Source organism: Komagataeibacter sp. NFXK3 (assembly GCF_054182245.1).
On the sequence record NZ_JAPIVJ010000005.1, the window covers coordinates 58,521 to 82,919 of the forward strand.

Genomic DNA, 24,399 nt, shown 5'->3' on the forward strand with positions numbered 1-24,399 from the left:
ATCCCTTGAAGCCGGACGGGCTTAACCCGTCCGGGCCGGCGTGTCACCCGTTCTTGAGAATCGTGCGCCCGGCATAGCGTGCCGCCGTGGCCAGTTCGTTCTCGATCCGGATCAGCTGGTTGTATTTTGCCGTGCGGTCCGAGCGCGACAGCGAGCCGGTCTTGATCTGCCCGCAATTGGTCGCCACGGCCAGGTCGGCGATGGTGCTGTCTTCCGTCTCGCCCGAGCGGTGGCTCATCACGGCCGTATAGCCCGCATGCTGGGCCATCTGCACCGCTTCGAGCGTTTCGCTCAGCGTGCCGATCTGGTTGACCTTGACCAGCAGGGAGTTGGCAACACCCGCCTTGATGCCCCGGCGCAGGCGGTCGGGATTGGTCACGAACAGGTCATCACCCACCAGTTGCAGCTTGTGGCCCAGATTGGCGGTCAGTTCGGCCCAGCCTTCCCAGTCGTCTTCCGCCAGGCCATCCTCGATGGAGATGATGGGGTAGCGGGCGGAAAGATCGGCCAGATAGGCAATCATGCCAGCGGCATCGAGGCTCTTGTCCTCGCCCGCCAGTTCGTAGCGGCCATTTTTATAGAACTCGGTGGCCGCGCAATCGAGGGCGAAGGTCACGTCATCACCCGGCTTGTAGCCTGCCGCCTCGACCGCGCGCATCATGAAGCCAAGGGCTTCATCGGCTGATTTCAGCGCCGGGGCAAACCCGCCTTCATCGCCGACGTTGGTATTGTAACCAGCCCCTGACAGGCTCTTCTTGAGCTGGGCAAAGATTTCGGACCCCATGCGGATGGCATCCGTGACCGTGGGGGCGCCCACGGGCTGGATCATGAATTCCTGGATGTCGATCGGGTTATCGGCATGCTGGCCGCCATTGATGATGTTCATCATCGGCACGGGCAGGGTGCGCGCGTAAACGCCGCCCACGTAGCGGTAGAGCGGGGTCTGCAGTTCTTCCGCCGAGGCCTTGGCCACCGCGAGCGACACGCCAAGGATGGCGTTTGCACCCAGCCGGGCCTTGTTGGGGGTGCCATCAAGGTCGATCATCGCCTCGTCAATGGCGACCTGATCGGTTGATTCCACGCCCTGCAGCGCTTCAAGGATTTCGCCTTCGACATTGGCCGCAGCCTTGAGCACACCCTTGCCGCCGTAGCGCTTGGGGTCGCCATCACGCAGTTCCACGGCCTCATGCGCGCCGGTGGAGGCACCTGACGGCACGGCAGCGCGGCCCTTGGCGCCCGATGCCAGTTCAACATCCACCTCGATGGTGGGATTGCCCCGGCTGTCGAGGATTTCGCGGGCGATGATATCGATAATGGCGCTCATGGTATCTGTTTCCTCAGATTTGACATTATGGGGATGCCGCATGCCACCGGCATGCATATCCTCCCTCACGATAACAGATGCAACGCATCACGCCAGAGTAGGGTATGCAACCCAGCACAAGATATTAGGAGACCCCGCCGTGAAACGCCTGCCGCTGCTTGCCATCGTCACTGCCCTGGCCAGCCTGCTGCCACTGTTTGGCTGCACCTGTGCAATCCTGTTCCTTTCGCCCGACCATACGCCACGCCTGCTCACCGCCGCCGTGGGCTATGGCGCGGTGATGCTGTCCTTCCTCGGCGCGGTGCACTGGGGGCTGGCGCTGGAGCAGCCTGACATCATACCCGCAGGCGGCACGCAGCGTCTGACCAACCTGCGGCTTGCGCTCGGCGGCCTGCCGGCCTTTGTTGGCTGGATCGGGCTGTGCGCCGCCACCGTGCAGGAACTTGCCGGGCTCATGACGCTGATCGCGGGCTTTGCCGCAACAGTCGTGGTGGAACGCATGGCCTGGCGGCGTGGCGCCATGCCACGGGGCTACATGACGGTGCAGTGGTTTGTCATCTGCCTGGCGGAGTTATGCTTCGTGGCGATCCTGGCAGCGTGCATGGGCATGCGCCCCGGTAGCTGAAGGAATGCGCAGGCCATGAAAAAGCCCGGCATGCAAGGCGCATGCCGGGCTTTTTCAGTGCATCAGGATGCGCGGGATCAGCTTCCCTGCAAACCGCGCAGCACATCGGCCGGGCGCACCGGCATATGGCGCAGGCGCACGCCCACGGCGTTGAAGATGGCGTTGCCAATGGCAGGCCCCACCACCGTCGTGCCGGGTTCACCAAGGCCCATGGGCTTTTCGGTGCTGGGCAGGAACTCGATGTCCATCTCCGGCGTATCGGCAATACGCAGCGGGGTATAGGTGTTCAGGTTCCGGTCCACGGGCAGGCCGTTCACGATTTCCGTGTTCTCGAACAGGACCATGCTCAGGCCCCACAGCGCTGCACCCTCGGTCTGGGCCTTGGCGCCATCAGGGTCGACCACGGTGCCCGCATCAACCACGATGGTCAGCTTCTGGCACGTGACCACGCCGGTGCTACGGTCGACATGCACCTGTGCCACGCAGCCGATCCAGGTCGGCATGCCGCGTTCCTGCCCTGCCGTGGTGGCAAGGCCGAGTGCGGTATCCTTGGGTAGGGTGGTCTTGCCCCAGTTCGACTTCTCCATCAGGCGACGGACAACAGCGGCCTGACGCAGCGCGCCACCCACGGAATCCGGCGCCTCGCCCTTGTTGCGGCCCTGTGCGGTCAGCAGGTCAAGGCGGAACTGGGCGGGGTCTTTTTTCTGGCGGTGCGCGACCTCATCGAGGAAGCACTCGACCCCCCAGCTGGTCCAGCCGGGGCTGACCGAACGCAGCCAGCCCGGGCGGAAGGTCTTTTCCGCCAGGTCATTGCGCAGCGCGCGCACCCGGAAGGCGCCAACCTCGTACCAGTGATCGCCACCGGCGATGGCGAACTGGTCATAAGGCTTGCCGTCCACGCCCTTTTCCATGAAGGCTTCGGCCATGACACCCGTGGGCCAGCCTGCGGCGGCCTGATAGTCCATGCCCGTGATCCTGTCGCTGCCATCAAACGCCATGCGCACGCGCTGGACGGAAGGCGAGCGGAAGGAATCGAACTGCATGTCGTCCGAGCGCGTCAGGATCAGCTTGACCGGCTTGCCGCCAAGCGCCTTTGACGCAAGGGCGGCGGGGATCATGTAGTCACCGTTGAGGCGGCGGCCAAAGCCCCCGCCAAGCAGGTAGCTGCGCAGGATCACCTTGCTCTCGGGCACCTGCAGCGCCTTGGCCAGCGTGGGCAGGATCAGGCTCTGCCACTGGTTGCCGGCATGGATCTCGTACACGCCGTCCTTCTCGAAGGCGACGGCATTGGTCGGCTCCAGCTGGTAGTGCAGCACGGATGCACAGGTATATTCCTGCTCCATGACCGTATGCGCGCCACTGAAGGCCTGGTCCACGCCATCATCATTGAAGATGTAGACGCCGCCATCCTTGTTCTTGATCAGCTCGCGGCCACGGTCCTGGATGTCGGCCTCGGATGTGTGGATGGTCTCGCCCGGTGTCCACTCGACCTTCAGCGCATCTGCCGCGCGGATGGCGGCGCTGTAGGTCTTGGCCAGCACCACGACCCAGCCCTGCACCACCTCGGACGGATCCTCGATGATCAGGTAGCGCTCGTAGCCCTTGATCTTCTTGGCGTCCGCATCATCAACGGAGCGCACCTTCGAGCCATAGCGGGTGGGCGGCATCTTGGGGCGGGCATAGACCATGCCCTCCACCTTGACGTCGATGCCGTAGATGGCGGTGCCGTTGGTCTTGGCCGGAATGTCCAGCGCCTTGATCTCGGCATTGCCGATCAGGCGGCGTTCGCTCGCGGGCTTGAGCGGCAGCTTGGCCATTTCCTCGGGCGTGAAGGAATGCGACGGATGGCCCTTGGCCACGATATCGCCAAAGCTGATCTGCTTGGTGCCAGCCGTCACGATGCCATTGGCGACCGTGCACTTGTCGGGTGTCGTGCCAAGCAGGCGGGCGGCTTCCTCGACCAGCGCGGTGCGGGTCGCGGCGCCAGCCTGGCGGAACACATCCCACGTCATCCATACCGACCAGCTGCCGCCGGTCACCATCAGGCCCCATTTGGGATCGGTGTCCACGTAGTTGATGCGGACCTTGCTCCAGTCGGCTTCCATCTCGTCCGCGATGATGCGGGCAAGCGCCGTGCCGATATGCTGGCCCATTTCCGCGCGGATGATGTTGACCGTGATTTCGCCATCGGGCGCAATCGAGCACCAGATGGTCGGCTCGAACGCGCCATTGCCGGGCAGCGCCTTGTCTAGCGGGAAAATCTGGTTGGCCGAGGCCGGGCGCGCGAAGCCGAACATGACCCCGGCACCCAGCGAGGTGACAAGAAAGCCGCGACGCGACAGGGTGCTCTGTTCGCGGCGTCCGTCCTTGCCCAGGCGGAAGCGGTTTAATCTACCCATTTGATGCATCTCCGCGTGCGTTGGCCGCGGCCTTCTTGATGGCCTCACGAATGCGAATGTAGGTCATGCACCGGCACAGGCTGCCCGCCATGACGGCATCGATTTCCTCATCCGTGGGAGAGGGGTAATCCTTCAGCAGGCTTACCGCCTGCATGATCTGCCCGGACTGGCAGTAGCCGCATTGCGGTACCTGGATCTCGCGCCAGGCCTGCTGCACGGGGTGGTTACCCTCGGGGTCGATGCCTTCGATCGTGGTGATGTCGGCACCTTCTGCCGCGCTGACTGGCGTCACGCACGAGCGGGTGGCCCGGCCACCGATATGGATGGTGCACGCACCACACATGCCGATGCCGCAGCCGAATTTGGTGCCGGTCAGGCCTACTTCGTCACGGATGACCCACAGCAAGGGGGTATCATCCGGCACGTCAACGGTTACGTCCCGTCCATTGAGGCGAAAGGTCGTCATGTTCTAGCTCCGTCTTTCAGCTCAATGGGACGACGCGACAGGTGGCGCGGGCAGGGTCTTGCGCACGTCGGCTGCCTTCTTTTCCAGATCGGTCCACGGCGGCAGGGTCGTGCGGGTCGCACGCAGGTAGGTTGCCAGCCGGGCCAGGTCCGCATCCGAGAAGGAATGGTAGAAACTGGGCATGGACACCGTGGAAATGCCTTCCGTCGTGCCAATCCCGCGCAGGATGACCTGGAACAGGTTGGTCGGCTCATCCAGCCACAGCGCATTGTTCAGCGCGAGGTCGGGGCGGCCTTCAACCGGCTGCGGGCCTGCATTGGCGTGGCACGCGGCACAGGCGCCGGCATAGAGCTTGGCGTTCGGGTTGACCTGCGGGCCGACCAGATCCTTCATCGAGGCCTTCATGGCCCAGGCAATGGCCTTGGGGTCTTGGCTGACGCGGGTGGCGGAATGGTCGATCTCGGCCAGGTAATGCGCGATGGCATGCACGTCGGATTCAGGCATCTCGCTCAGGCCGCCATGCACCACCGGCGACATCGGGCCGGCGGCACTGCCGTGCAGCGGGGCGGAACCAAAGCGCAGGTATTTGAAATACTCGTCCTCGGTCCAGACGACCGGGGTCGGGTTGTGATCATTGAGCGGGGGCGCGATCCAGTTATCAACCGGGGCGCCATCATAGGGCGCGCTGGCCTTCTCGGCACCCATCAGGTTACGCGGCGTGTGGCATGCCGAGCAGTGGCTCAGGCCTTCGGCGAAGTACGCGCCACGGTTCCACTCGGCATCCTGCTTCGGGTTGTTCTTGAGCGGCCCTTCATGCAGGAACAGGAGTTTCCAGCCCGCCTGCTCGAGGCGGATGTTGAAGGGGAAGCCCACCGTGTTGTCACGCTTGACCGAATGCACCGGCTGGCGGGTCATGAGGAAGGCGTAGACCGCGTCGATGTCCTCATCCGTCATGTGCGTGAAATGATCGAACGGGAAGGCGGGGAAGAGCTGCGTGCCGTCACGCGAGATGCCCTTGCGCATGGCGCGCTTGAAGGCGGCCTCCGACCAGCGGCCGATGCCCGTCTCGGGGTCAGGCGTGATGTTGGAGGAGAAGATGGCGCCAAAGGGCGTGTCCATCTTGTAGTCACCTGCAAGCTCGACGCCGCGCACGCCATCGGTGCGGGTATGGCACTCCGCGCAGTAGCCGCCAGCGGCCAGCACGCGCCCGTGCTCGATCTGGGCGGCGGTGAAGGTGGAGGGAGGAGGCGGTGCAACCGGCGCAATGGCCGGATACCATGCATAGGCCAGGAACCCGACGCCACCGGCGACACCGATCCCCACAATCGCTGCTGCAATACGTTTAATCACGATGTTCTCGCGGTTGTGAAAGTCATCATATCACCCCGTATCATCCGCCCGGTTCCAGTGCCGTCATGGCGCGAAACACAGGAGGCGGCGCAACATTGCGCCCCCTCCGAAGCACCGGAACTGCCGGATGTGCGGGAACATCGGCGCCACGGCGGAAACTTTAGTATTACCGTTTCCTAATCAAGCCGTTCGGGCGCGCGTAAGATCAAAGCGATGATAAGACTTATTTGTTTTTCTACATAATGCAGAAAATCCCTGCAAAACCGTGAATAATGGTTTGCAAGGTGGCCTGTATGAGCAGCATCTATATACAGGTGAATATAGATATGACGGGCAATGTCAAGCCGGGGAAGGAAAAATCCTTCCCCGGCGCGGGCATCAGTTTCCGTCAGGCAGACTGTAGGCGACGATGTAGTCGCCCAGCTTGGTACCGAACGACCCGTGGCCGCCGTCGGCGGTGACGATGTACTGCTTGCCATCGACCGCATAGGTCATGGGCGTGGACTGGCCACCGGCGGGCAGGCGGTCCTGCCACAGCACCTGGCCGTTCGTTACGTCATAGGCGCGGATGTAGTAATCGAGCGTGGAGGTGAGGAAGGCTACGCCACCTGCCGTGGTGAGCGGGCCGCCAAGGCTGGGCACGCCCATCTTGATGGGCATGGGCAGCGGCGCGCTGTCACGGATCGTGCCGTTGCGGTGCTTCCACACGATCTTGTTGGTGCGCAGGTCGATGCCGGACATGTAGCCCCAGGCAGGCTGCTTGCACGGCAGGCCGAACGGCGAGAGGAACGGATGCAGGTCCACGCCATAAGGCACGCCAAACTGCGGCTGCACGCCACTCTCCGAGCCCGAGGGCAGGGACTTGTCAGGCGTTGCCGGGTTGTTCGGCCCGCGCGGGATCAGCCTGGACACGAACGGAATGGCGATGGGGTTGGCAATCGCGATCTGGCGCACGGGGTCGACCGCAAGCCCGCCCCACTCGAACATGCCGAGATTGCCGGGGAAGACCAGCGTGCCCTGCAGCGAAGGCGGCGTGAACGTGCCGTCATAGCGCAGGCGGTGGAACATGATGCGGCAGACCAACTGGTCATACATCGTGCCGCCCCACATGTCGGCATCGGTCAGGAGCTTGCTGGGGCGGAAGGTCAGCTGCGAGAAGGGCTGGGTGGGCGAAACGTGATCGCCCGGCGCTGCGCCCTGGGGCACGGGGCGCTCGGGGGCGGGCACCACGAGCTGGCCGTTACGCCGGTCGAGCACGAAGATGTTGCCGGTCTTGGCCGGGGCATACAGGGTGGGAATGACCTCGCCCTGTTCGTTGCGGATATCGACCAGGCTGGGCTGGGCGGGGATGTCCATGTCCCACAGGTCGTGGTGCACGGTCTGGTATGACCAGACCAGCTTGCCGGTGGAGGCGTTCAGCGCCACGATGGAGCTTGCATAGCGCTCGGCATCGGCGCCGCGGTTGCCGCCCCAGATATCGGGCGTCTGCACACCCATGGGGATGTAGATCAGGTCGAGCTTGGCGTCATAGGATGACGTGATCCACGAATTGGGGGAGTTGGGCACGAAGGTGTGGTGCTCGGACGGCATCTCGTTCGGGTCGGGATTGCCGGGATCGAACGCCCATTTCAGCGCGCCGGTATGCACGTCGAACCCGCGTGTCACGCCCGAAGGCTCATGCGTGGAATAGTTGTCGGTCACGGCGCCGGACACGATCACGGTGGTATCGGTCACGACCGGGGGGGAGGTGGGCTCGTAAAAGCCCAGCGTCTTGACCGGCATGCCGTCCTGCAGGTTCACCACGCCATTATTGCCAAAGCTTGCGCAGCGCGCGCCGGTTGCCGCATCGAGCGCGAAAAGCTGGCCATCATTGGTGGGCAGGAAAATGCGACGCGCGCACTCGGCCGGGGCTGCTGCCCCATCCGCCGCCTGCGCGTCATCCGCCCTGTCCTCATGATAGGACACGCCACGGCAGGTCAGGTGCTGGAAGGTGGGGTTGTAGGCCAGCTTGGGGTCGAACTTCCACCGCTGCTGGCCGGTCTTCGCATCGAGCGCGAACAGGATCTGGTGGGGGGTGCACAGGTAGAGCGTATCACGGATCTTGATGGGCGTGACCTCATCGGTGATCTCACCGGGGTCGTTGGGGCCGCGCAGGTCGCCGGTGCGGAACGTCCAGGCGACCTTCAGCTTGCTGACATTGCTGGCATTGACCTGCTTGAGCGGGGAGAACCGGTCACCAAACTGGGTACGGCCATAGGCCTGCCAGTCCTCATCGGGCATCTGGTGGGCATCGCCCGGCTCCGGGGCATTTTCCGCCACGGGCGGCAGGCTGCCCGCGATGTCCTGCGGGTCCTGTGTCAGGGCCGCGCCCACCACGACCACGGCGGCGCCAATCGCGCCGAACAGGGGCAGGCGGGTGGCGGGGCTGGCAGGCTGCAGGTGGCGCGTTACCCACGGCAGGGCAAGCACGATGCCGATGGGCACCAGAATATCGCCACGCGGTGCGAGCGCCCAGAAATCAAACCCGGCTTCCTGCACGGCCCACACCATCGTGCCGAGCAGGAGCACGGCATAGACCGTGAGCGCCATGGCCTGCCGCCGTAGCAGCAGCACCGCCGTGACCAGCAGCAATATGCCAGCGATGACATAATAAAAGGAGCCGCCGATGAGACACAGCCATAGCCCGCCTCCCAGCAGGTAGAGACCTGTCAGGACGCAGACGGCAATGGCCGCAGCGAGAAGGGGAGCCGAGCGTATGAGGCTATTCATAAGTTTTCCTGATTACCGTGATACAGTCCGAACATTTTCAATGAGAAAACGTAGGAGACGCCATCAGGTCAAGCCCAACCTTATGAATAAAACGTGTGTCTTAATATTTCAGGGGATTACATCTCCCCGTGAACGGCTATTCCCCGGTGGATACAACCTCCGCCAGCGTGGCGCGGGTGCCCCGGTCGCGCAGGGACTGGCGCAACGCGAGGTAGCGCTGCACGAAAACCGCACTTTCCCGCAGGTCCCAGCCCGCAAAAGCGGTCATGTCCAGCGCATCTTCTAGGTTGGATGAGGCCGCTTTGAGGCGGTCTTCATCGGTCAGGTGTGGCTCGACCACATCATAGACTGTGCCTTTATCGTCACGCCCGCGCAGATATTCCGCATAACAGGCCACCACGAAGGCAATGCGCTCCACCGGGCGGTTATGGGCGATCACGCCCATGGCGGTGCTCCTGATGAACATGGACAGCTTGGACGTGCTGTCAAAGGCAATGCGCAGCAACTGGTCGCTGATCGCCTTGTTGCGGAAACGGTGCAGCAGACGCCTGCCATACTCCCGCAGCGCCATGCCCGGCGGCGCGTGCAGCAGGGGCTCGGCATCAAAGGCCAGATACTGCTCGACGAGGGAGACCTCGTTCAGGTCGAGCATGATCTCGCTGACAAACCGGTAACCCGACAGCACGCCCGAAAGCCCGAGCAGCGAGTGGGAGGCATTGAGCATGTGCAGCTTCACCGCCTCATACGGCTCGACATTATCGGTAAACTGCACGCCCACGGCCTCGAGTTCCGGGCGGCCCGCGCAAAACCTGTCCTCGACGACCCACTGGATGAAATCCTCGCAGAAGACGGGGATGCGGTCATCAAGCCCGCTTTCGGCATCGAGGCGTTTGACATCCTCGGGGTGCACGGCGGGGGTGATGCGATCCACCATGGTGCAGGGGAAGGTGACATTCTCCTCCATCCACTGCGCCAGCCCCGCATCACGGGCCCGCGCCCAGCCGAGGAAGGCCGCGCGCGCCACATGGCCGTTCTGGGGCAGGTTGTCGCATGACAGGATGGTGAACGGACCCGCACCGCTCTCGCGCCGCAGGCGCAGCGCCTCGGTCAGCAGGCCGAACACCGTGTGCGGCACGTCGCGCTTCAGGTCTTCGGCAATGACGGGATGATCGAGGGGGAAGACGCCATTTTCATCAACGTAATAGCCGCCCTCGGTCACGGTCAGGCTGACAATGCGGATAGCGGGGTCTGCCAGGCGGGCGATGGTGGCGGCCCGGTCGGCGGGGGCGTACATATATTCCGTAATGGAGCCGATCACGCGCACCACGTTTGGCGCATCGGGCGCGCATTCGGTCAGGGAATACAGGCCATCCTGCGCTGCCATGTCCTGCGCTTTCTGCGCCTCGTGCGGGGTTTCCATCAGGCCAACGCCCAGCAGGCCCCAGCCTTCCTGGCCCGCGCGCGCCAGCACGCGGTCGATATAGACGGCCTGATGCGCGCGATGAAAATTGCCAACGCTGATATGCGCGATGCCGGGCGTTACCTTGCTGCGGTCATAGGCAGGTACCACGATCTCGGGCGGCAGGTGGGGCAGGGATGTCTTGTTAAGTGGGGTCATGACCATATTTCCACGGAAAGGATTTTTCGACGCCTAATCAGAAAAGACCCATGCGGCAACCCGCCCGCCTGCGCGTCAGGTGCCTGTGCGCCTGCAGGGCATGGGCAAAAAGCGCGCAACCCCGCGCGTTGGCCCGGAGCGAGGCGAAAAACATGTTTTTTATTATGCCACGCAGGAGAGGACGCCTGGTGGCACGGCCATGCATAATCATCTCTTCCGGCGCGGCCGCCTGATCGGATAGAAGGAAGGCGTGAATACCATCCAGAATCCTCCCTCCGCTGAGTCCCGCCAGCCGGACTCGCTCCTTGGCGTGTCGCAGCGCCTGCCGCCTGCCAACCTGCAGGCCGAGCAGGCGCTGCTCGGCGCGTTGCTGACCAACAACAAGGCCTATGATCGTGTTTCCGACTTCCTGACCGGCATACACTTCGCCGATGAGATCAACGGGAAGATCTATGACGCGATTTCGCAGCATATCGAAGAAGGCAAGCTGGCCGACCCGGTCACGCTGCGCATCTATTTCCAGAATACCGGCGTGCTCGACCCCGTGGGCGGCACGTCCTATCTGGCCAAGCTGCTGACATCGATGGTCGGCATCATCAACGCTGCCGACTATGGCCGCGTGATCCATGATGCCTGGATCCGCCGCCAGCTGATCGATATCGGGCAGGACGTGGTGAACAACGCCTTTGGCGCGCGCCCCGACCTTGATGGCCCCGACCAGATCGCCGCCAGCGAGGAGGCGCTGTTCCGCCTCGCCACCGAGAAGGGGCAGGATGGCGGCTTCCTGTCCTTTGACCGTGCCCTGGCCGATGCGGTCAAGATTGCCCAGCACGCCTTTGACCGTAACGGCGACGTGGTGGGCCTGACCACGGGGCTGCGCGACCTCGACAAGAAAACCGGCGGCCTGCATCCATCCGACCTGCTGATCCTTGCCGGGCGGCCCGCCATGGGCAAGACGGCGCTCGCCACCAAGATTGCATTCTCCGCCGCGCGTTCGCTCATGCAGGCTGCGCGCGAGGCCGAGGATGATGCCAAGCCCAAGGGCTCGGTCGCCATCTTCTCGCTGGAAATGTCGGCCGAGCAGCTGGCGACCCGTATCCTGTCCGAGCAGTCCAGCGTCTCGGGCGAGAAAATCCGTCGTGGCGAGCTGGTGCAGAAGGAATTCGACCGATTTGTGCAGGTCAGCCGCGAACTGGCCCAGCTGCCGCTGCATATTGACGATACGCCCGCCATCACACTTTCGGCCATGCGCACGCGCTGCCGCAGGCTGGCGCGCACCAAGGGGCTGAGCCTTGTGGTGGTCGATTACCTGCAGCTCATGCGGCCTTCGGTCGGCACCAAGGCCGATAACCGCGTGCTTGAAATCTCCATGATCACGCAGGGGCTCAAGGCGCTGGCCAAGGAACTCTCGGTGCCGGTCATTGCGCTGTCACAGCTGTCGCGCCAGGTCGAGAGCAGGGAAGACAAGCGGCCCATGCTGTCGGACCTGCGTGAATCCGGCTCGATCGAGCAGGACGCCGATGCGGTGATGTTCGTCTATCGCGACCAGTACTACCTCCAGCAGCGCCAGCCCAAGGAAACCTCCTACGATTCCGTGGACAAGTACCAGACCGCGATGGAGGAGTGGCAGCGCAAGATGGATCTGGCCCATAACCGCGCCGAACTGATCCTGGAAAAGCAGCGCCATGGCCCGACAGGGACGGTGAACCTGTTCTTCGAAGGCGAGTTCACCCGCTTTGGTGATCTCGACATGTTCCACGACGCTTAAGGGAAGGGCGAAAGTGATGCGCCGTGTCCGGACGGCGCATCACTGTGGCATGGGGGCCACAAGCTGCGCGGCACGGCTGGCCGGGACACGAATGTGCATAAAACCGCACAGCCAGAATGGGATGATGAAAGCCGCCGGATCAGGCACAGGCACCCTCTTCCCCGCGCATCAAAAAGTTTTATAAGAAATATTATGCCAACAAACTGGAAGTGAAAGAAGCCGGGGCGCATGATCCGGCCCGTTTCGCCATGTTGTTTTTCGCCATGTTCCATAATGGCCAAGTCGCCCGCAATCCGGCATCATCCATGCATGACTGATACGGCGCTCGCATCGATCTGCGGTTTTGCATTTTCCGGCATCGAGGCCGTTCCTGTCAAAGTCGAGGTCCAGCTTTCCGTCGGCCTGCCATCTTTCCTGATCGTGGGCCTGCCGGACAAGGCCATCAATGAATCGCGTGAGCGCGTGCGCGCGGCCCTGTCGGCCATGGGCCTTGCGCTGCCGGCCAAACGCATCGTGGTCAATATGGTGCCTGCCAGCCTGATGAAGGAAGGATCGCATTTCGACCTGCCCATCGCCCTTGCCCTGCTTGTCGTCATGGGCCTGCTTTCGGGTGACATGGCGCAGCGTTACGCGGCCCTGGGCGAGCTGTCGCTTGATGGCGGCGTCAACCCGGTCTGTGGCGTGCTGCCTGCCGCCATGACCGCGGCCAGCCTGTCGCTCGGGCTGATCTGCCCTGCAGCCCAGGGCGTGGAGGCCCGCTGGGCCAGTGAGGACATGGACATCCTCGCCATCCGCTCCCTGCCCGAGCTGCTCAACCATTTTCGCGGCCAGCAGGTGATCGAGCCGGTCGAACTGCCCCCCATCGCGCCAGAAGACCTGACCGCCCTGCCCGACCTCGCTGATATCCGCGGCATGGAAACCGCGCGCCGCGCATTGGAAATTGCCGCCGCGGGCCGTCATTCGCTGCTCATGGTCGGGCCGCCCGGTGCTGGTAAATCCATGCTGGCCGCCCGCCTGCCCGGCATCATGCCGGACCTCACGCCAGTTGAAATGCTGGAGATCAGCCGCATTCACAGCATTGGCGGCCTGCTCAGGGATGGCCAGCCCGTGCGCCGGCCACCGTTCCGCGATCCGCATCATTCCTCCAGCCCTGCGGCCCTGAGCGGTGGCGGTGCGCGGGCGCGGCCCGGCGAGGTCAGCCTTGCGCATCGCGGCGTGCTGTTTTTGGATGAAATGCCCGAATTTGGCCGCGCGGCGCTCGAAGTGCTGCGCCAGCCGATGGAAACCGGCAGCATTTCCATCGCCCGGGCCGCGGCCCATGTCACCTACCCTGCCCGCTTCCAGCTCATTGCAGCCATGAATCCGTGCAAATGCGGCTATCTGGGCGATGCGGCGCAGGAATGCCGCAAGGCGCCCCGCTGTGGCGAGGATTATCAGGCCCGCCTGTCCGGCCCGCTGCTCGACCGGCTGGACATGACCGTGCATGTCGAACCGATGCCCCTGAGCCGCATTGCCGAACTCAAGGGTGGCGAGACCAGTGCCATTGTGGCGGCCCGCGTGCGTGAGGCCGTGGGCCGCCAGCAGGCCCGTCAGGGCGAGGCCCGCAATGCCGAGGCCTCGACCGATGATTTCCGCATCACCGCGCCCGCGCGTGACTTTGCCGTGCAGGCCGCTGAAAAAATGCGTCTTTCCGCCCGTGGCTTTACCCGCCTGCTGCGCGTGGGCCGCACCATAGCCGATCTGGGCGCGCAGCCCGATGTGGAGCGTGGCCATATTGCCGAGGCCCTGGCCTACCGCTTCCGCCGTGTGGGTGGAAAATGACCCGAAAGCGATTTTTCCCTCTTGCGCACCCTGCCTGCCTGGACTAAATAAGCCCCACCGAAGCGGATGGGTGCGTAGCTCAGCGGTAGAGCATCGCCTTCACACGGCGGGGGTCACAGGTTCAATCCCTGTCGCACCCACCATCCGGCCTTATATCCCTGATAATACGAGCATAAAACACTGCGTTGCAGCCCATAACAATGGGCATGGCACACGCAGCGCGTTGCCGTATGGACAGGCTGGCCACATCACGCCAGCCCCAAAAGTTTTGGTAAAGCTTACGGCACCTGCCCTAACGCATCGCGGCATTTGACGTAGGACAGCTTGTCCTGAAACAGGAACAGCACGTAGTAATCAAGCGTGCGGCGGCGCTTGCGGGTGGGGTTGGTGTAGAAGGGAAACACATCAAACGGCCCGTCATAGCCTTCTGGCACAGGCTCACGTTCGGTGATGCAGCGCACCCGGAACAGCGGCGCGTAAACGGTGGCATCCGCCTCCGTGCGCCGGACATGATACAGGTTGCGCCGGAACTTGCGCAGCCGCTCGGGCAGGACAAAGATCATGTTCTGCTCAAGAAAATTCTGCGGCGGGTTGCGGTCGCGCAGGTATTTCATGTCGTCGGGCATGTCACAGAAGAAATTGGTGTCCTGTACGATCATGGTGTGGTCGGTATTCCTCCATGCCGGTCATGGGCCGGTTCATTGCTTTACGGAGCAGTCAGGCCGGGCCTGCGCCCCGCGCGCAAGCCTTATGCCTGCCCACGGTACGTTCAGAAGCCGAACATATGGTCGATTGAAAACCGTCCGTCTCCGCTCCTGCGGCCATGATAGCCAAACAGGCGGCAGGTCGTGTCACGGATGATGACATAAGCCCCCTCGCCCGCAATTTCCAGCGCAGCCCGCCCGAATACCTCGTGCGGCCAGATTTCGCACGAGCCAGACAGCGGAATGGCCAGCCGCTCTTCTGCCATGACCGCGCCATGGGCGGCATGGAGCGAAAGCTGTGTGTCTGACATGGCATGCCACGGCCCTGATGCCGGATAGATGAGCATGCAGCAACTGTAGGGTTCATGCAGCGCTGCAGTCAGGAACAGTCTGGTGGAAAGCCCCGGCGGCGGCCCAGCATAGGATTGCGGCTCCCCGCGATAGGTCATGGCGGTGTTGAAGATATGCGCGCCAAAACTGGTCTCGGCCACATGGCCGCTCATGCGGTCCTCGTAGCGGATCAGGGCATGCAGCCAGCCATCGGCCTGCCCGCCTTCGCAAAAGTCATAGACAAGTTCGGCATGTCCTGCCCCGCCTGCAAGCGCGCCCGCATCAAGCATGCTGGCATGGTCACGCCCCAGATTGCCCATGAACCGCGCGGGCCCGGCCTGCCCGGCCTGATCGAAGCAGTCCACGCGCACGGGCAGGCTTGTCAGGCTTTCGGCCATGGGGGCGGGTACGACCAGCGTGCGGTAACGCGCGGGGTCAGGCACCGGAAAGGGCAGCAGATACCCCCGCCCGAAAAAACGCGGGTCCAGTCCGGCAATGCCGGGATCAGGCTGCAAATCGGCGCGCTGCACGTTAAGGTGCGCGATGCGGGTGCGGCCAGCGCGCGTCACCTCATAACGCGGGCGCACGACATACCCGCCCGCGCGGAATTCAACCTGCGCGGGCCAGGCGAGATCGGGCAGCATGTCATGCACATGCACCGCCAGCGTCTGGTACGGGGCCAGCGTCTGGCTAATGGCCACCTGTTCGTCACACCCCATGCGGTTCAGCGTCATGGTGCCAGCAGGAATGGTCAGGTCGTGGCTGTTCTGTACCCACAGCACCACGTCCTCGCCCGGTGCGGGGGCTGGCAGGTTGGCGTAGCGGTTGGCAGGCCAGGCATTGGCATCATGCGTGACCGACAGGCTGGCATTGGCCCCCTTGCCGCGCGTCTCGAGCGCGTATTTCACCACATCATGGCCCGCGATGCCGATGGCATGGATGAAAAGCTGGCCGGTAAACGCGGGCAGGCCGAAGCGCTGGCGGATCTCGGCGCTATCCAGCACGATAGCCTGTTCGCCTTTCGGCACGGGCTGTTCCCATGTGTGCAGCACGCAGCCGCTTTCATCGAACAAACGCAGCCACAGCCGGACGTCGCGCGCGCCGTAGCGGGCCCAGTAATTGGCGGTGACCAGACGGGTGGAGAACTCTTCTGTTTCGCGGAAGAACGCGAAATTGGTGCCGAAATTGAGCCGATCAAGATAATGGTGCCCCACCGAGAGCATGTCCTGCGGCAGGCGGACCGGGGCCAGCGTGTGCAGCGTGCCGCCCGCAGGCATGAGGCCGGCCAGGCGGTTTTCCATCATGCTCGATGCAAAATCCAGCGCCCACACGGTCGTGGCCGTACTTGCGGGCAGGTCAGCCAGCGCGCGCAGCACCTGCCCGCAGCAGGGCTGCCCTACCCTGAGCGAATCATGGGTGTACAGTTCCGCAACCTGTAGCGGCACGGGCAGCAGGGGCAGGATGGTTTCAGCCATGCCGTGCGGGTCATAGATCGCGACAGGACCGGCCTCGGCCAGTGCGTGGTTCAGAATGGCCAGTTTTTCAGCGGCGAGCGGATGGGTCAGGGCCCGGTAGGCCATGTTGCCGCCGGTGCGCGGGTCAAAGGTACGAATGCCAAGCATGGGTGCCGTCTTGTTCCACTTCGGTGCGGGCGGGAGGGTGATCAGGCCAAGGGTGGCAGGCCACAATAGTGCCGCACGGCCTGCGCCGCCAGTTCGGTATCATCAAGGGGTGTTGCCCCCCATGTTTCCAGCCGTCCGGCAAAGGGGCGGATGCGGCCAGCGTGTTCGAGCTCACGCAGGAAATGCCCGATGCGCCGCGACCGGCCCGGCAGTGCCGCCACCATTACGGGCACGGATGTTGCCACCGCCTCTGATACCATGGAAACGCTGTCCATCGTCACCACGATCGCATCGGCACAGGCCAGCAGGCCAGGATAGGGATTGGGCCCGGTCTGGTCCCATACCCATGCATCGGGGCCTGCAAGGGCGCGTTGCAGTTCACGGCATACGGCAGGGTCGGTGCGGCGCGAGGGCGTGAGCGCAATGCCCACGCGGTCACGCCGCATCATGGCCGCCAGGTCAGCCGCCAGGGCAGCCCCTTCTGCCGGGCCAAGGCGGAAGCGCCCGTTGCCGCCCCCTACCAGCACCGAGACCAGCGGGCGGGGCAGATGCGCCAGCCGGGGCGCCCATTCCTCCCGCGCCTGCGCCAGCAGAGCGGGGGTCATGCCATGCAGCGCCGTGCGCGTGAGCACGACATTGGGGCCGCGCAGCCGGTCATGGTGGTTGGCAATGAGCAGATCGAAGTGCGCGGGTGAAAGGCGGGGGTTCTGCACCTGTATCACGCAGGCCCCTTCGCGCTTCAGCGCCGCCCCTACCGCGCCCCCGCTGCCGCCTATGGTGATGACCGGGTTGTCGCGATATGTATCGGGCAGGCCGAGCGGCCTGATGGCGCGCAGCGGTGCGGGCCACCAGGCGGCGGGCATGTGCCGCCACAGGCCGCGTGGCGCCAGGGCATGCAGTTCGGGTGCAAGGCCCGCGCGCTGCGCCAGGCCAAAGGTTTGCGAGCGCATGCCCGCAAGGTCTGGCGCGATAACGGTTGCGGGGCGTAAGGAAGCATCCATGCCGCCATCTGGCGGGACATGGGGCGGGCCGTCAATGCCCTGCCCCTTTTGTCGCGGGCTTACCCGCGCTATGGGGCAGCAATGAGCGAGACAGAACCGACATTTTCCGGCATGGGGCTTGATGGCCGCGTGGTGGCAGCACTGGCCCGCATGGGCCTGCACCAACCTTCCGCGATCCAGAACGCGGTCATTCCCCCCATCATGGCGGGTCGGGACGTGGAGGCCCTTGCCAGCACCGGCAGTGGCAAGACCATCGCCTTCGCGGCCCCGCTCCTGTCCGCGCTGATGCAGGGCGAAGGCGCGGATGACAGCGCCGATAACAGCCGCGTGCGCTGCCTTGTCCTTTCGCCCACGCGCGAGCTTGCGGGCCAGACGGCGGGCGTGCTGCGTGGCCTCGCCCGTGGCAGCGGCCTGCGCGCGCTGCAGGCTACCGGCGGCACGGCGCGCGCGGCACAGGCGAAAACGCTGGCCGAGGGAATCGCCATCGTGGTCGGCACGCCGGGGCGCGTGATCGACCTCGCGCGGGGCGGCGAACTCGACCTGTCCACCATCACGCAGTTCGTGCTTGATGAGGCGGACCGCATGCTCGACCCCAATTTTGCCGAGGACATGCTGGCCCTGGCAGCCGCCCTGCCGCCACGCCACCAGACCCTGCTCTTCTCGGCCACGATGCCGCCCGCTATGGCAGACCTCGCGGCCCGCCTGCTGCACAAGCCCGTGCGCGTGAGCATGGAGGCCGAACAGGCTCCCGCGCCCCGCATCGCGCAATACGCCATTTTCGTGCCGATGCGCCAAAAGGCGGCGGCAACGCTGGCCTGCCTGCGCCAGTATGGCATGCAGCGCGTGATGATCTTCGTGCGTACGCGCCACGAGGCGGATGCCATCGCCCGCGCGGTCTCGGCGCTGACGCCGGCCGTTGCCATTCATGGCGATCATTCGCAGGCCCGGCGCGAGCATATGCTGCGTGATTTCCGCCAGGGCCGCGTGGGCGTGCTGGTGGCGACCGACGTGATGGCGCGCGGAATCGATATTGACGACATTGCCCTGGTCATCAACCACGATATTCCCTCCCCCGCCGAAGCCTATGTGCACCGCATCGGCCGCACGGCGCGCGCGGGCCGACGCGGCATGGCCGTGGCCCTGTGTGCGCCCGAGGAGCGTCAGGCGCTGAAGGAGATCGAACGCCTGACCGGCCAGCGTATCCGTATCGCAACACTGCCGGAATAAGCCTGCACACTGTCATGCATTTGTCATGCCCCGGGCGGGGTGGTGGCCTTGCCGTGGCAGGCGGGCCGGATAAACTGCTGGCATGATGAACCACGCTGTCATGCACGCACCCGGCCTGCACCGTGATGGGGCCGGCCTGCGCCCTGTCGGGCGGCACGGAGCATGACATGTGGGCCGGATGAAGCACCGCTGCCGGTGCGCGTGACACGACCCACGCCGTTTCTTGACCGCCTGCCGCCGCCAGCCCAGCCCCTGCCCCGATGGCGCGTTGACCTCACCCCTCCTGACATCGCGCCATGGCGGGCGGGGAATTGCGGCATACCCGGTGTCATGCATTACGAGGGGCGCAGGCCGGGGCCGCATATCGTGTGTGTCAGCCTGATCCACGGTAATGAATTCGCGGGCGCCATCGTGCTTGACCGCCTGCTGCGCGCGCGCATCCGCCCGCGTTCTGGCCGCCTATCCTTCATATTCGCCAACCCCGAGGCCATGGACCTTTTCGACCCGCGTGACCCCATAAGGGCGCGCTGCGTGGACGAAGACATGAACCGCGTCTGGTCGCCCGCAACGCTGGCGGGGTCGCGTGCCGCGCATGAACTCGACCGCGCGCGTGTGCTGCTGCCCGTTATCCTGACGGCGGACAGGCTGCTCGACCTGCATTCCATGCTGTGGCCGGGTGATCCGCTGATCCTGTCAGGGCTGGCAACAGCGGGGCGGGAGATGGCGCAGCGCATTGGCGGTGTCGCAACGGCCGTGGCCGATCAGGGGCACCCGAGCGGATGCAGGCTGATCGACCATCCCCGCTTCAGCGATGAGGGCCCCGCCGCCGCCTGCCTGCTCGAGGCAGGGCAGCACTGGCATGAAAGCACGGTAAGCCGGGCCATGCAGGCTGTCATGTCCCTGATCGGGCCGTGCTGTGGCCTGCCGGTGCCGGCTTCCGGCACATCCGTGCCGCAACGCGATATGGTGGTGACGGATGTGGTGACGGCGCGCACCGGCGCGTTCCGTTTTGTGGCCCCGTTCCGTGGCGGGCAGGTCCTGCCCGCACGGGGCACGCTGGTCGCGCATGACGGGCGTGACGAGATCCGCACGCCCTATGACCGGTGCATGCTGGTCATGCCCAACCTGCGCCCCGCGCGCGGACATACGGCGGTGCGCTTCGCCCGGGCCGCCAGTAGTCCGGCGTAAGGCCCGCCCCGTTATCGACCGGGGCGGGCGTGCCTCATGTTCAGGCGTAGATGGGGAAGCGGGCGCACAGCGCCTTGACGCGGGCATGCACGGCCTGCTCCGTCTTCTCGCAGCCTTCCTCACCGGGTGTCTTGGCAAGGGCGGTCAGCACTTCGTCGATCATCAGGCCGATTTCATGGAACTCGGCTGCGCCAAAGCCACGCGCGGTGGCCGCCGGGCTGCCCAAGCGGATGCCCGAGGTGATGGCGGGCTTTTCGGGGTCGAAGGGAATGGCGTTCTTGTTGGCGGTAATGCCCGCGCGCTCGAGCGCGCGCTCGGCGGCACGGCCCGTAACGCCCTTGGGGCGCAGGTCGACAAGGATCAGGTGGCAGTCGGTGCCGCCGGTCACGATGTCAAAACCAGCCTTGACCAGTGTCTCGGCCAGGATGCGGGCATTGCTGGCCACGGCTTCCTGATAGGTCTTGAAGTCGGGGCGCAGCGCCTCGCCAAACGCCACCGCCTTGCCCGCGATGACATGCATGAGCGGGCCGCCCTGCAGGCCAGGGAACACGGCGGAGTTGATCTTCTTGGCCAGGTCGGCATCGTTGGTCAGGATCAGGCCGCCACGCGGGCCGCGCAGGGTCTTGTGCGTGGTCGAGGTCACGACATGCGCATGCGGCACCGGCGAGGGATACAGCCCGGCGGCGACAAGGCCCGCGAAATGCGCCATGTCCACCATCAGGTAAGCCCCCACCTCATCGGCAATGGCGCGGAAGCGGGCGAAATCGATGACGCGCGGATAGGCCGAGCCACCGGCCACGATCAGCTTCGGCTTCTCGGCGCGGGCCAGGCGCTCCATTTCCTCGTAGTCGAGCAGGCCGTCCTGCTTGCGCACGCCGTACTGCACGGCATTGAACCACTTGCCCGAGTAGTTGGGAGCCGCGCCATGCGTCAGGTGGCCACCGGCGGCAAGGCTCATGCCCATCACGGTATCGCCCGGCTTGACCATGGCCATGAAGGCGGCCTGGTTGGCGTTGGCGCCGGAATGGGGCTGCACGTTGGCGAATTCGGCGCCGAACATCTTCTTCACGCGCTCGATGGCCAGGGTCTCGACCTTGTCCACTTCCACGCAGCCGCCATAATAGCGGCGACCGGGATAGCCTTCGGCGTATTTGTTGGTCAGGACGCTGCCCTGGGCGGCCATGACGGCGGCCGAGACCATGTTCTCGCTGGCGATCAGTTCGATCCCGTCGCGCTGACGCACCAGTTCCGCATCGATCATGGCGGCGACATCGGGGTCGGCTTCGGTCAGGGGGGCGCGGAAAAACTGCTTGAGGTCACTCTGGCTGATAGGGTCCGACACCGGTATGGTTCTCCATCAAATTATCGTCTGTCATTTCCGGCTGGGCAAACGGACATGACACCTATGGGGACAGGCCTGCTATGTGCGCCATATCGTGGCGTTTAGACAACGCCAAAATGACCGAGAGAGGCTGATTTGACAGTTGTTCCCCCCCATGCACTCCCCCGCGGCATGACAGGTGTGACCCCATGAGCACGGACATCAGGCGCGCGCTGCTGCGCAGGCTGCCCGTGGGCGCGCCCATGCCCGATGCCGGGCTGAAACGCGTATTGGGGGTTGGCAGCCTGCTGACCCTTGGCGTGGGCGGCACCATCGGGGCGGGCCTGTTCTCGCTGACCGGCATCGCCGCGGGCAACAATGCCGGGCCTGCCGTGATCGTGTCATTTGCGGTAGCCGCCATCGCCTGCGCCTTTGCCGGGCTGTGCTATGGCGAGCTTGCGGGGATGATCCCCTCGGCGGGGAGTGCTTATGTCTATGCCTATGCCGCGCTGGGGGAGCTGGCGGGCTGGATCATCGGCTGGGATCTGGTGTTGGAATATACGGTAGGCGCTTCTGCCGTGTCGGTCAGCTGGGCGCGGTACATGCGCTCGCTGCTGGAGGGCTGGGGCATCCATATCGATCCCCGCTTCATGGCCTCGCCATTCGAGGTGGTGGGCATGGCGGGTGGCCAGCCCGTGCATGGCCTGGCCAACCTGCCTGCCGTGTTCGTCATTTTCGCGCTTTCCGTCCTGCTCATGCGCGGCATTTCCGAATCCGCGCGGCTCAACGGCGTGATCGTGGTGGTCAAGCTGATCATCATCGCCGCCGTGATCGGCTTTGGCCTGCCCTACATCAAGACCGCGAACTACACGCCCTTCATCCCCCCCAACACGGGTGAGTTCGGGCATTACGGGCTGTCAGGCATCATGCGGGCGGCGGGGCTGGTGTTCTTCGCCTATCTGGGGTTTGACGCGATCTCCACCGTAGCGCAGGAAACCCGGAACCCCGGCCGCGCCATGCCCATCGGGCTGATGGGCACGCTGGTCATCTGCACGCTGGTCTATATCAGCTTCTCGTTCGTGCTGACGGGGCTGGTCAATTACCGCGACCTTGCAGGTGATGCCGCCCCCGTGGCCACCGCCATCGACCAGACCCCCTTTGTCTGGCTCAAGGCCGCCGTCAAGGTGGGGGTGATATGCGGGTTCCTGTCGGTCATGCTGCTCATGCTGCTGGGGCAGAGCCGTGTGTTCTTCGCCATGTCGCGCGACGGGCTGCTGCCGCCCATGTTTGGCCGCACCCATAAACGCTGGGGCACGCCTGTGGCCTGCCATCTGTTCTTCATGGTGGTGACCGGTGTCATGGCGGCCTTCCTGCCCATTACGCAACTGGCCAACATGACCTCAATCGGCACGCTGCTGGCCTTTGTCATCGTGTGCGTGGGCGTGATGGTGCTGCGCGTGCGTGAAGCCGATCGCCCGCGCGTGTTCCGCGTGCCCGGCGGCATGGTCGTGCCCGTTGCCGGCATTGCAAGCTGCCTTGCGGTCATGGTCTCGCTTGATGGACTGACCTGGCTGCGGCTGGTGGTGTGGCTGGCCATCGGGCTGGTGGTGTACGGGCTGTATGGCATGCGGCACAGCAGGCTGGGCCACGACATGCCTGCCATGCAGGAGCGGGAGTAAGTGTTACCGCATCATCATTTGGCAGGACGCGGCTGGCGGATCATAGTCGGGCTCCCTTTACTTCACTGGAGTTGGATTGGATGAGCATCGGTCAGTTTCCCCATGTAAGGCTGCGGCGTAACCGGCATGACCGGTTCACCCGGCGCCTCGTTACTGAAAACACGCTCTCGACCGATAACCTGATCTGGCCGATCTTCGTGACCGAGGGCACCAACGCCGTAACGGACGTGGCCTCCATGCCCGGCGTGCAGCGTGTCAGCCTTGACCGGCTGGCAGCTCATGTCGAGCCGGCAGCGAAGCTCGACATCCCTGCCCTCGCCCTGTTTCCCATCACCCCCACCAGCCTGCGTGATGAAGCCGGGACCGAGGCCACCAACCCCGATAACCTGATGTGCCGCGCAGCCCGCCTGCTGAAAAAGGAATTCCCTGAAATCGGCCTGATCGGCGATGTGGCGCTCGATCCCTATACCAGCCACGGCCATGACGGGCTGATCGAGGATGGCTACGTGGTCAATGACCCGTCGGTGGAAATCCTGGTCACGCAGGCGGTCAACCAGGCCGCGGCGGGCATCGACATCATCGCCCCGTCCGACATGATGGACGGACGCATCGGCTCCATCCGCACGGCGCTCGATGCCAGCGGGCTGGTCAATACCCGCATCATGTCCTACGCCGCCAAGTATGCCAGCGCCTTCTACGGCCCCTTCCGTGATGCGCTGGGTTCGGGCGGGCTGCTGACGGGTGACAAGAAAACCTACCAGATGGACCCCGCCAACAGCGATGAAGCCCTGCGTGAAGTCGCCCAGGACCTGCGCGAAGGGGCCGATATGGTCATGGTCAAGCCCGGCATGCCGTATCTGGACGTGATCGCGCGCGTGCGGCAGGAATTCGCGGTGCCGACCTTCGCCTACCAGGTCTCGGGTGAATACGCGATGCTGATGGCCGCCATACAGAACGGCTGGCTCGACCGTGACCGCGTGATACTGGAGAGCCTGATGGCCTTCCGCCGCGCGGGCGCCAATGGCGTGCTGACCTATTTCGCGCTCGACGCCGCCCGCCTGCTGCGCGCCTGATCCGGCCTGAAAGCGCTCCTCTGGCACCGCCGGATAGTTGATGCCTGCAACCGGAGAGATATGATAACCGTATAAGCATACGGGCAGTCTTTCTTTCCGGTTCGCGGGGCTGTC

17 protein-coding genes and 1 tRNA gene are annotated in these 24,399 nt (G+C 64.5%); 8 read left to right on the plus strand and 10 right to left on the minus strand.

The window, feature by feature from the left end; all coding sequences use genetic code 11:
* Positions 1-43 precede the first annotated feature (43 nt).
* Positions 44-1,324, minus strand: a complete 1,281-nt coding sequence (eno, locus tag OQZ28_RS07100; protein WP_130730971.1) for a phosphopyruvate hydratase — start codon at positions 1,322-1,324, stop codon at positions 44-46.
* A 139-nt stretch (positions 1,325-1,463) separates the two neighbouring features.
* Between eno and OQZ28_RS07105 the strand changes: the two genes are divergently transcribed.
* Positions 1,464-1,949 carry a DUF3429 domain-containing protein gene (locus OQZ28_RS07105; RefSeq protein ID WP_130730970.1) on the plus strand — a complete coding sequence of 162 codons (486 nt, stop codon included), beginning with the start codon at positions 1,464-1,466 and terminating at the stop codon, positions 1,947-1,949.
* 77 nt (positions 1,950-2,026) lie between these two features.
* Here the strand turns inward: OQZ28_RS07105 and OQZ28_RS07110 are convergent, their stop codons facing one another.
* The 5 genes from OQZ28_RS07110 to OQZ28_RS07130 form a co-directional block, all read right to left on the minus strand.
* Positions 2,027-4,348, minus strand: a complete 2,322-nt coding sequence (locus tag OQZ28_RS07110) for a molybdopterin cofactor-binding domain-containing protein (protein WP_458135621.1) — start codon at positions 4,346-4,348, stop codon at positions 2,027-2,029.
* A complete protein-coding gene (locus OQZ28_RS07115) occupies positions 4,341-4,814 on the minus strand; it encodes a (2Fe-2S)-binding protein (protein WP_061271735.1) in 474 nt (157 codons plus the stop codon). Before OQZ28_RS07115 ends, OQZ28_RS07110 begins: the two co-directional genes overlap by 8 nt.
* Before the next feature lie 21 nt (positions 4,815-4,835).
* Positions 4,836-6,164 (minus strand): c-type cytochrome, encoded by a 1,329-nt coding sequence (locus OQZ28_RS07120; protein ID WP_458135622.1) that lies wholly within the window; start codon positions 6,162-6,164, stop codon positions 4,836-4,838.
* Between the two features lie 378 nt (positions 6,165-6,542).
* A complete protein-coding gene (locus OQZ28_RS07125) occupies positions 6,543-8,933 on the minus strand; it encodes a glucose/quinate/shikimate family membrane-bound PQQ-dependent dehydrogenase (protein ID WP_458135623.1) in 2,391 nt (796 codons plus the stop codon).
* Between the two features lie 136 nt (positions 8,934-9,069).
* A complete protein-coding gene (locus OQZ28_RS07130) occupies positions 9,070-10,551 on the minus strand; it encodes a mannitol dehydrogenase family protein (RefSeq protein ID WP_458135624.1) in 1,482 nt (493 codons plus the stop codon).
* 250 nt (positions 10,552-10,801) lie between these two features.
* Between OQZ28_RS07130 and OQZ28_RS07135 the strand changes: the two genes are divergently transcribed.
* The 3 genes from OQZ28_RS07135 to OQZ28_RS07145 all read left to right on the plus strand — a co-directional run bounded on the left by OQZ28_RS07135 (position 10,802) and on the right by OQZ28_RS07145 (position 14,283).
* Positions 10,802-12,319: a replicative DNA helicase gene (locus OQZ28_RS07135; RefSeq protein ID WP_130730965.1), complete on the plus strand. Its 1,518-nt coding sequence runs from the start codon at positions 10,802-10,804 to the stop codon at positions 12,317-12,319.
* A gap of 309 nt (positions 12,320-12,628) precedes the next feature.
* Positions 12,629-14,140 carry a YifB family Mg chelatase-like AAA ATPase gene (locus tag OQZ28_RS07140; RefSeq protein ID WP_458135625.1) on the plus strand — a complete coding sequence of 504 codons (1,512 nt, stop codon included), beginning with the start codon at positions 12,629-12,631 and terminating at the stop codon, positions 14,138-14,140.
* Positions 14,141-14,208: 68 nt separating this feature from the next.
* Positions 14,209-14,283, plus strand: a tRNA-Val gene (locus OQZ28_RS07145).
* A gap of 135 nt (positions 14,284-14,418) precedes the next feature.
* Here OQZ28_RS07145 and OQZ28_RS07150 read toward each other — a convergent pair.
* The 3 genes from OQZ28_RS07150 to OQZ28_RS07160 all read right to left on the minus strand — a co-directional run bounded on the left by OQZ28_RS07150 (position 14,419) and on the right by OQZ28_RS07160 (position 17,797).
* The gene (locus OQZ28_RS07150; RefSeq protein WP_458135626.1) at positions 14,419-14,799 is read right to left on the minus strand and encodes a hypothetical protein; all 381 of its coding nucleotides are present in this window, start codon (positions 14,797-14,799) and stop codon (positions 14,419-14,421) included.
* A 110-nt stretch (positions 14,800-14,909) separates the two neighbouring features.
* Positions 14,910-16,796, minus strand: a complete 1,887-nt coding sequence (locus OQZ28_RS07155; protein ID WP_458135627.1) for a hypothetical protein — start codon at positions 16,794-16,796, stop codon at positions 14,910-14,912.
* A gap of 41 nt (positions 16,797-16,837) precedes the next feature.
* A complete protein-coding gene (locus OQZ28_RS07160; RefSeq protein ID WP_458135628.1) occupies positions 16,838-17,797 on the minus strand; it encodes a mitochondrial fission ELM1 family protein in 960 nt (319 codons plus the stop codon).
* 81 nt (positions 17,798-17,878) lie between these two features.
* On the opposite strand from OQZ28_RS07160, the gene OQZ28_RS07165 reads away from it, so the two are divergent.
* Both OQZ28_RS07165 and OQZ28_RS07170 read left to right on the plus strand, forming a co-directional pair.
* Positions 17,879-19,024 carry a DEAD/DEAH box helicase gene (locus tag OQZ28_RS07165; RefSeq protein ID WP_458135629.1) on the plus strand — a complete coding sequence of 382 codons (1,146 nt, stop codon included), beginning with the start codon at positions 17,879-17,881 and terminating at the stop codon, positions 19,022-19,024.
* Positions 19,025-19,186: 162 nt separating this feature from the next.
* Positions 19,187-20,212: a peptidase M14 gene (locus tag OQZ28_RS07170; protein WP_458135630.1), complete on the plus strand. Its 1,026-nt coding sequence runs from the start codon at positions 19,187-19,189 to the stop codon at positions 20,210-20,212.
* Between the two features lie 40 nt (positions 20,213-20,252).
* Here the strand turns inward: OQZ28_RS07170 and glyA are convergent, their stop codons facing one another.
* Entirely contained in the window at positions 20,253-21,542 is a 1,290-nt protein-coding gene (gene glyA / locus OQZ28_RS07175; protein WP_207303427.1) for a serine hydroxymethyltransferase, read from the minus strand.
* A 200-nt stretch (positions 21,543-21,742) separates the two neighbouring features.
* Here glyA and OQZ28_RS07180 point away from each other — a divergent pair, with 200 nt between their 5' ends.
* Together OQZ28_RS07180 and hemB are read left to right on the plus strand one after the other, a co-directional pair.
* Positions 21,743-23,212, plus strand: coding sequence for an amino acid permease (locus OQZ28_RS07180; protein WP_458135631.1), 1,470 nt, complete (start codon positions 21,743-21,745; stop codon positions 23,210-23,212).
* Positions 23,213-23,292: 80 nt separating this feature from the next.
* Positions 23,293-24,285: a porphobilinogen synthase gene (gene hemB, locus OQZ28_RS07185; protein ID WP_130730958.1), complete on the plus strand. Its 993-nt coding sequence runs from the start codon at positions 23,293-23,295 to the stop codon at positions 24,283-24,285.
* Positions 24,286-24,399 lie beyond the last annotated feature (114 nt).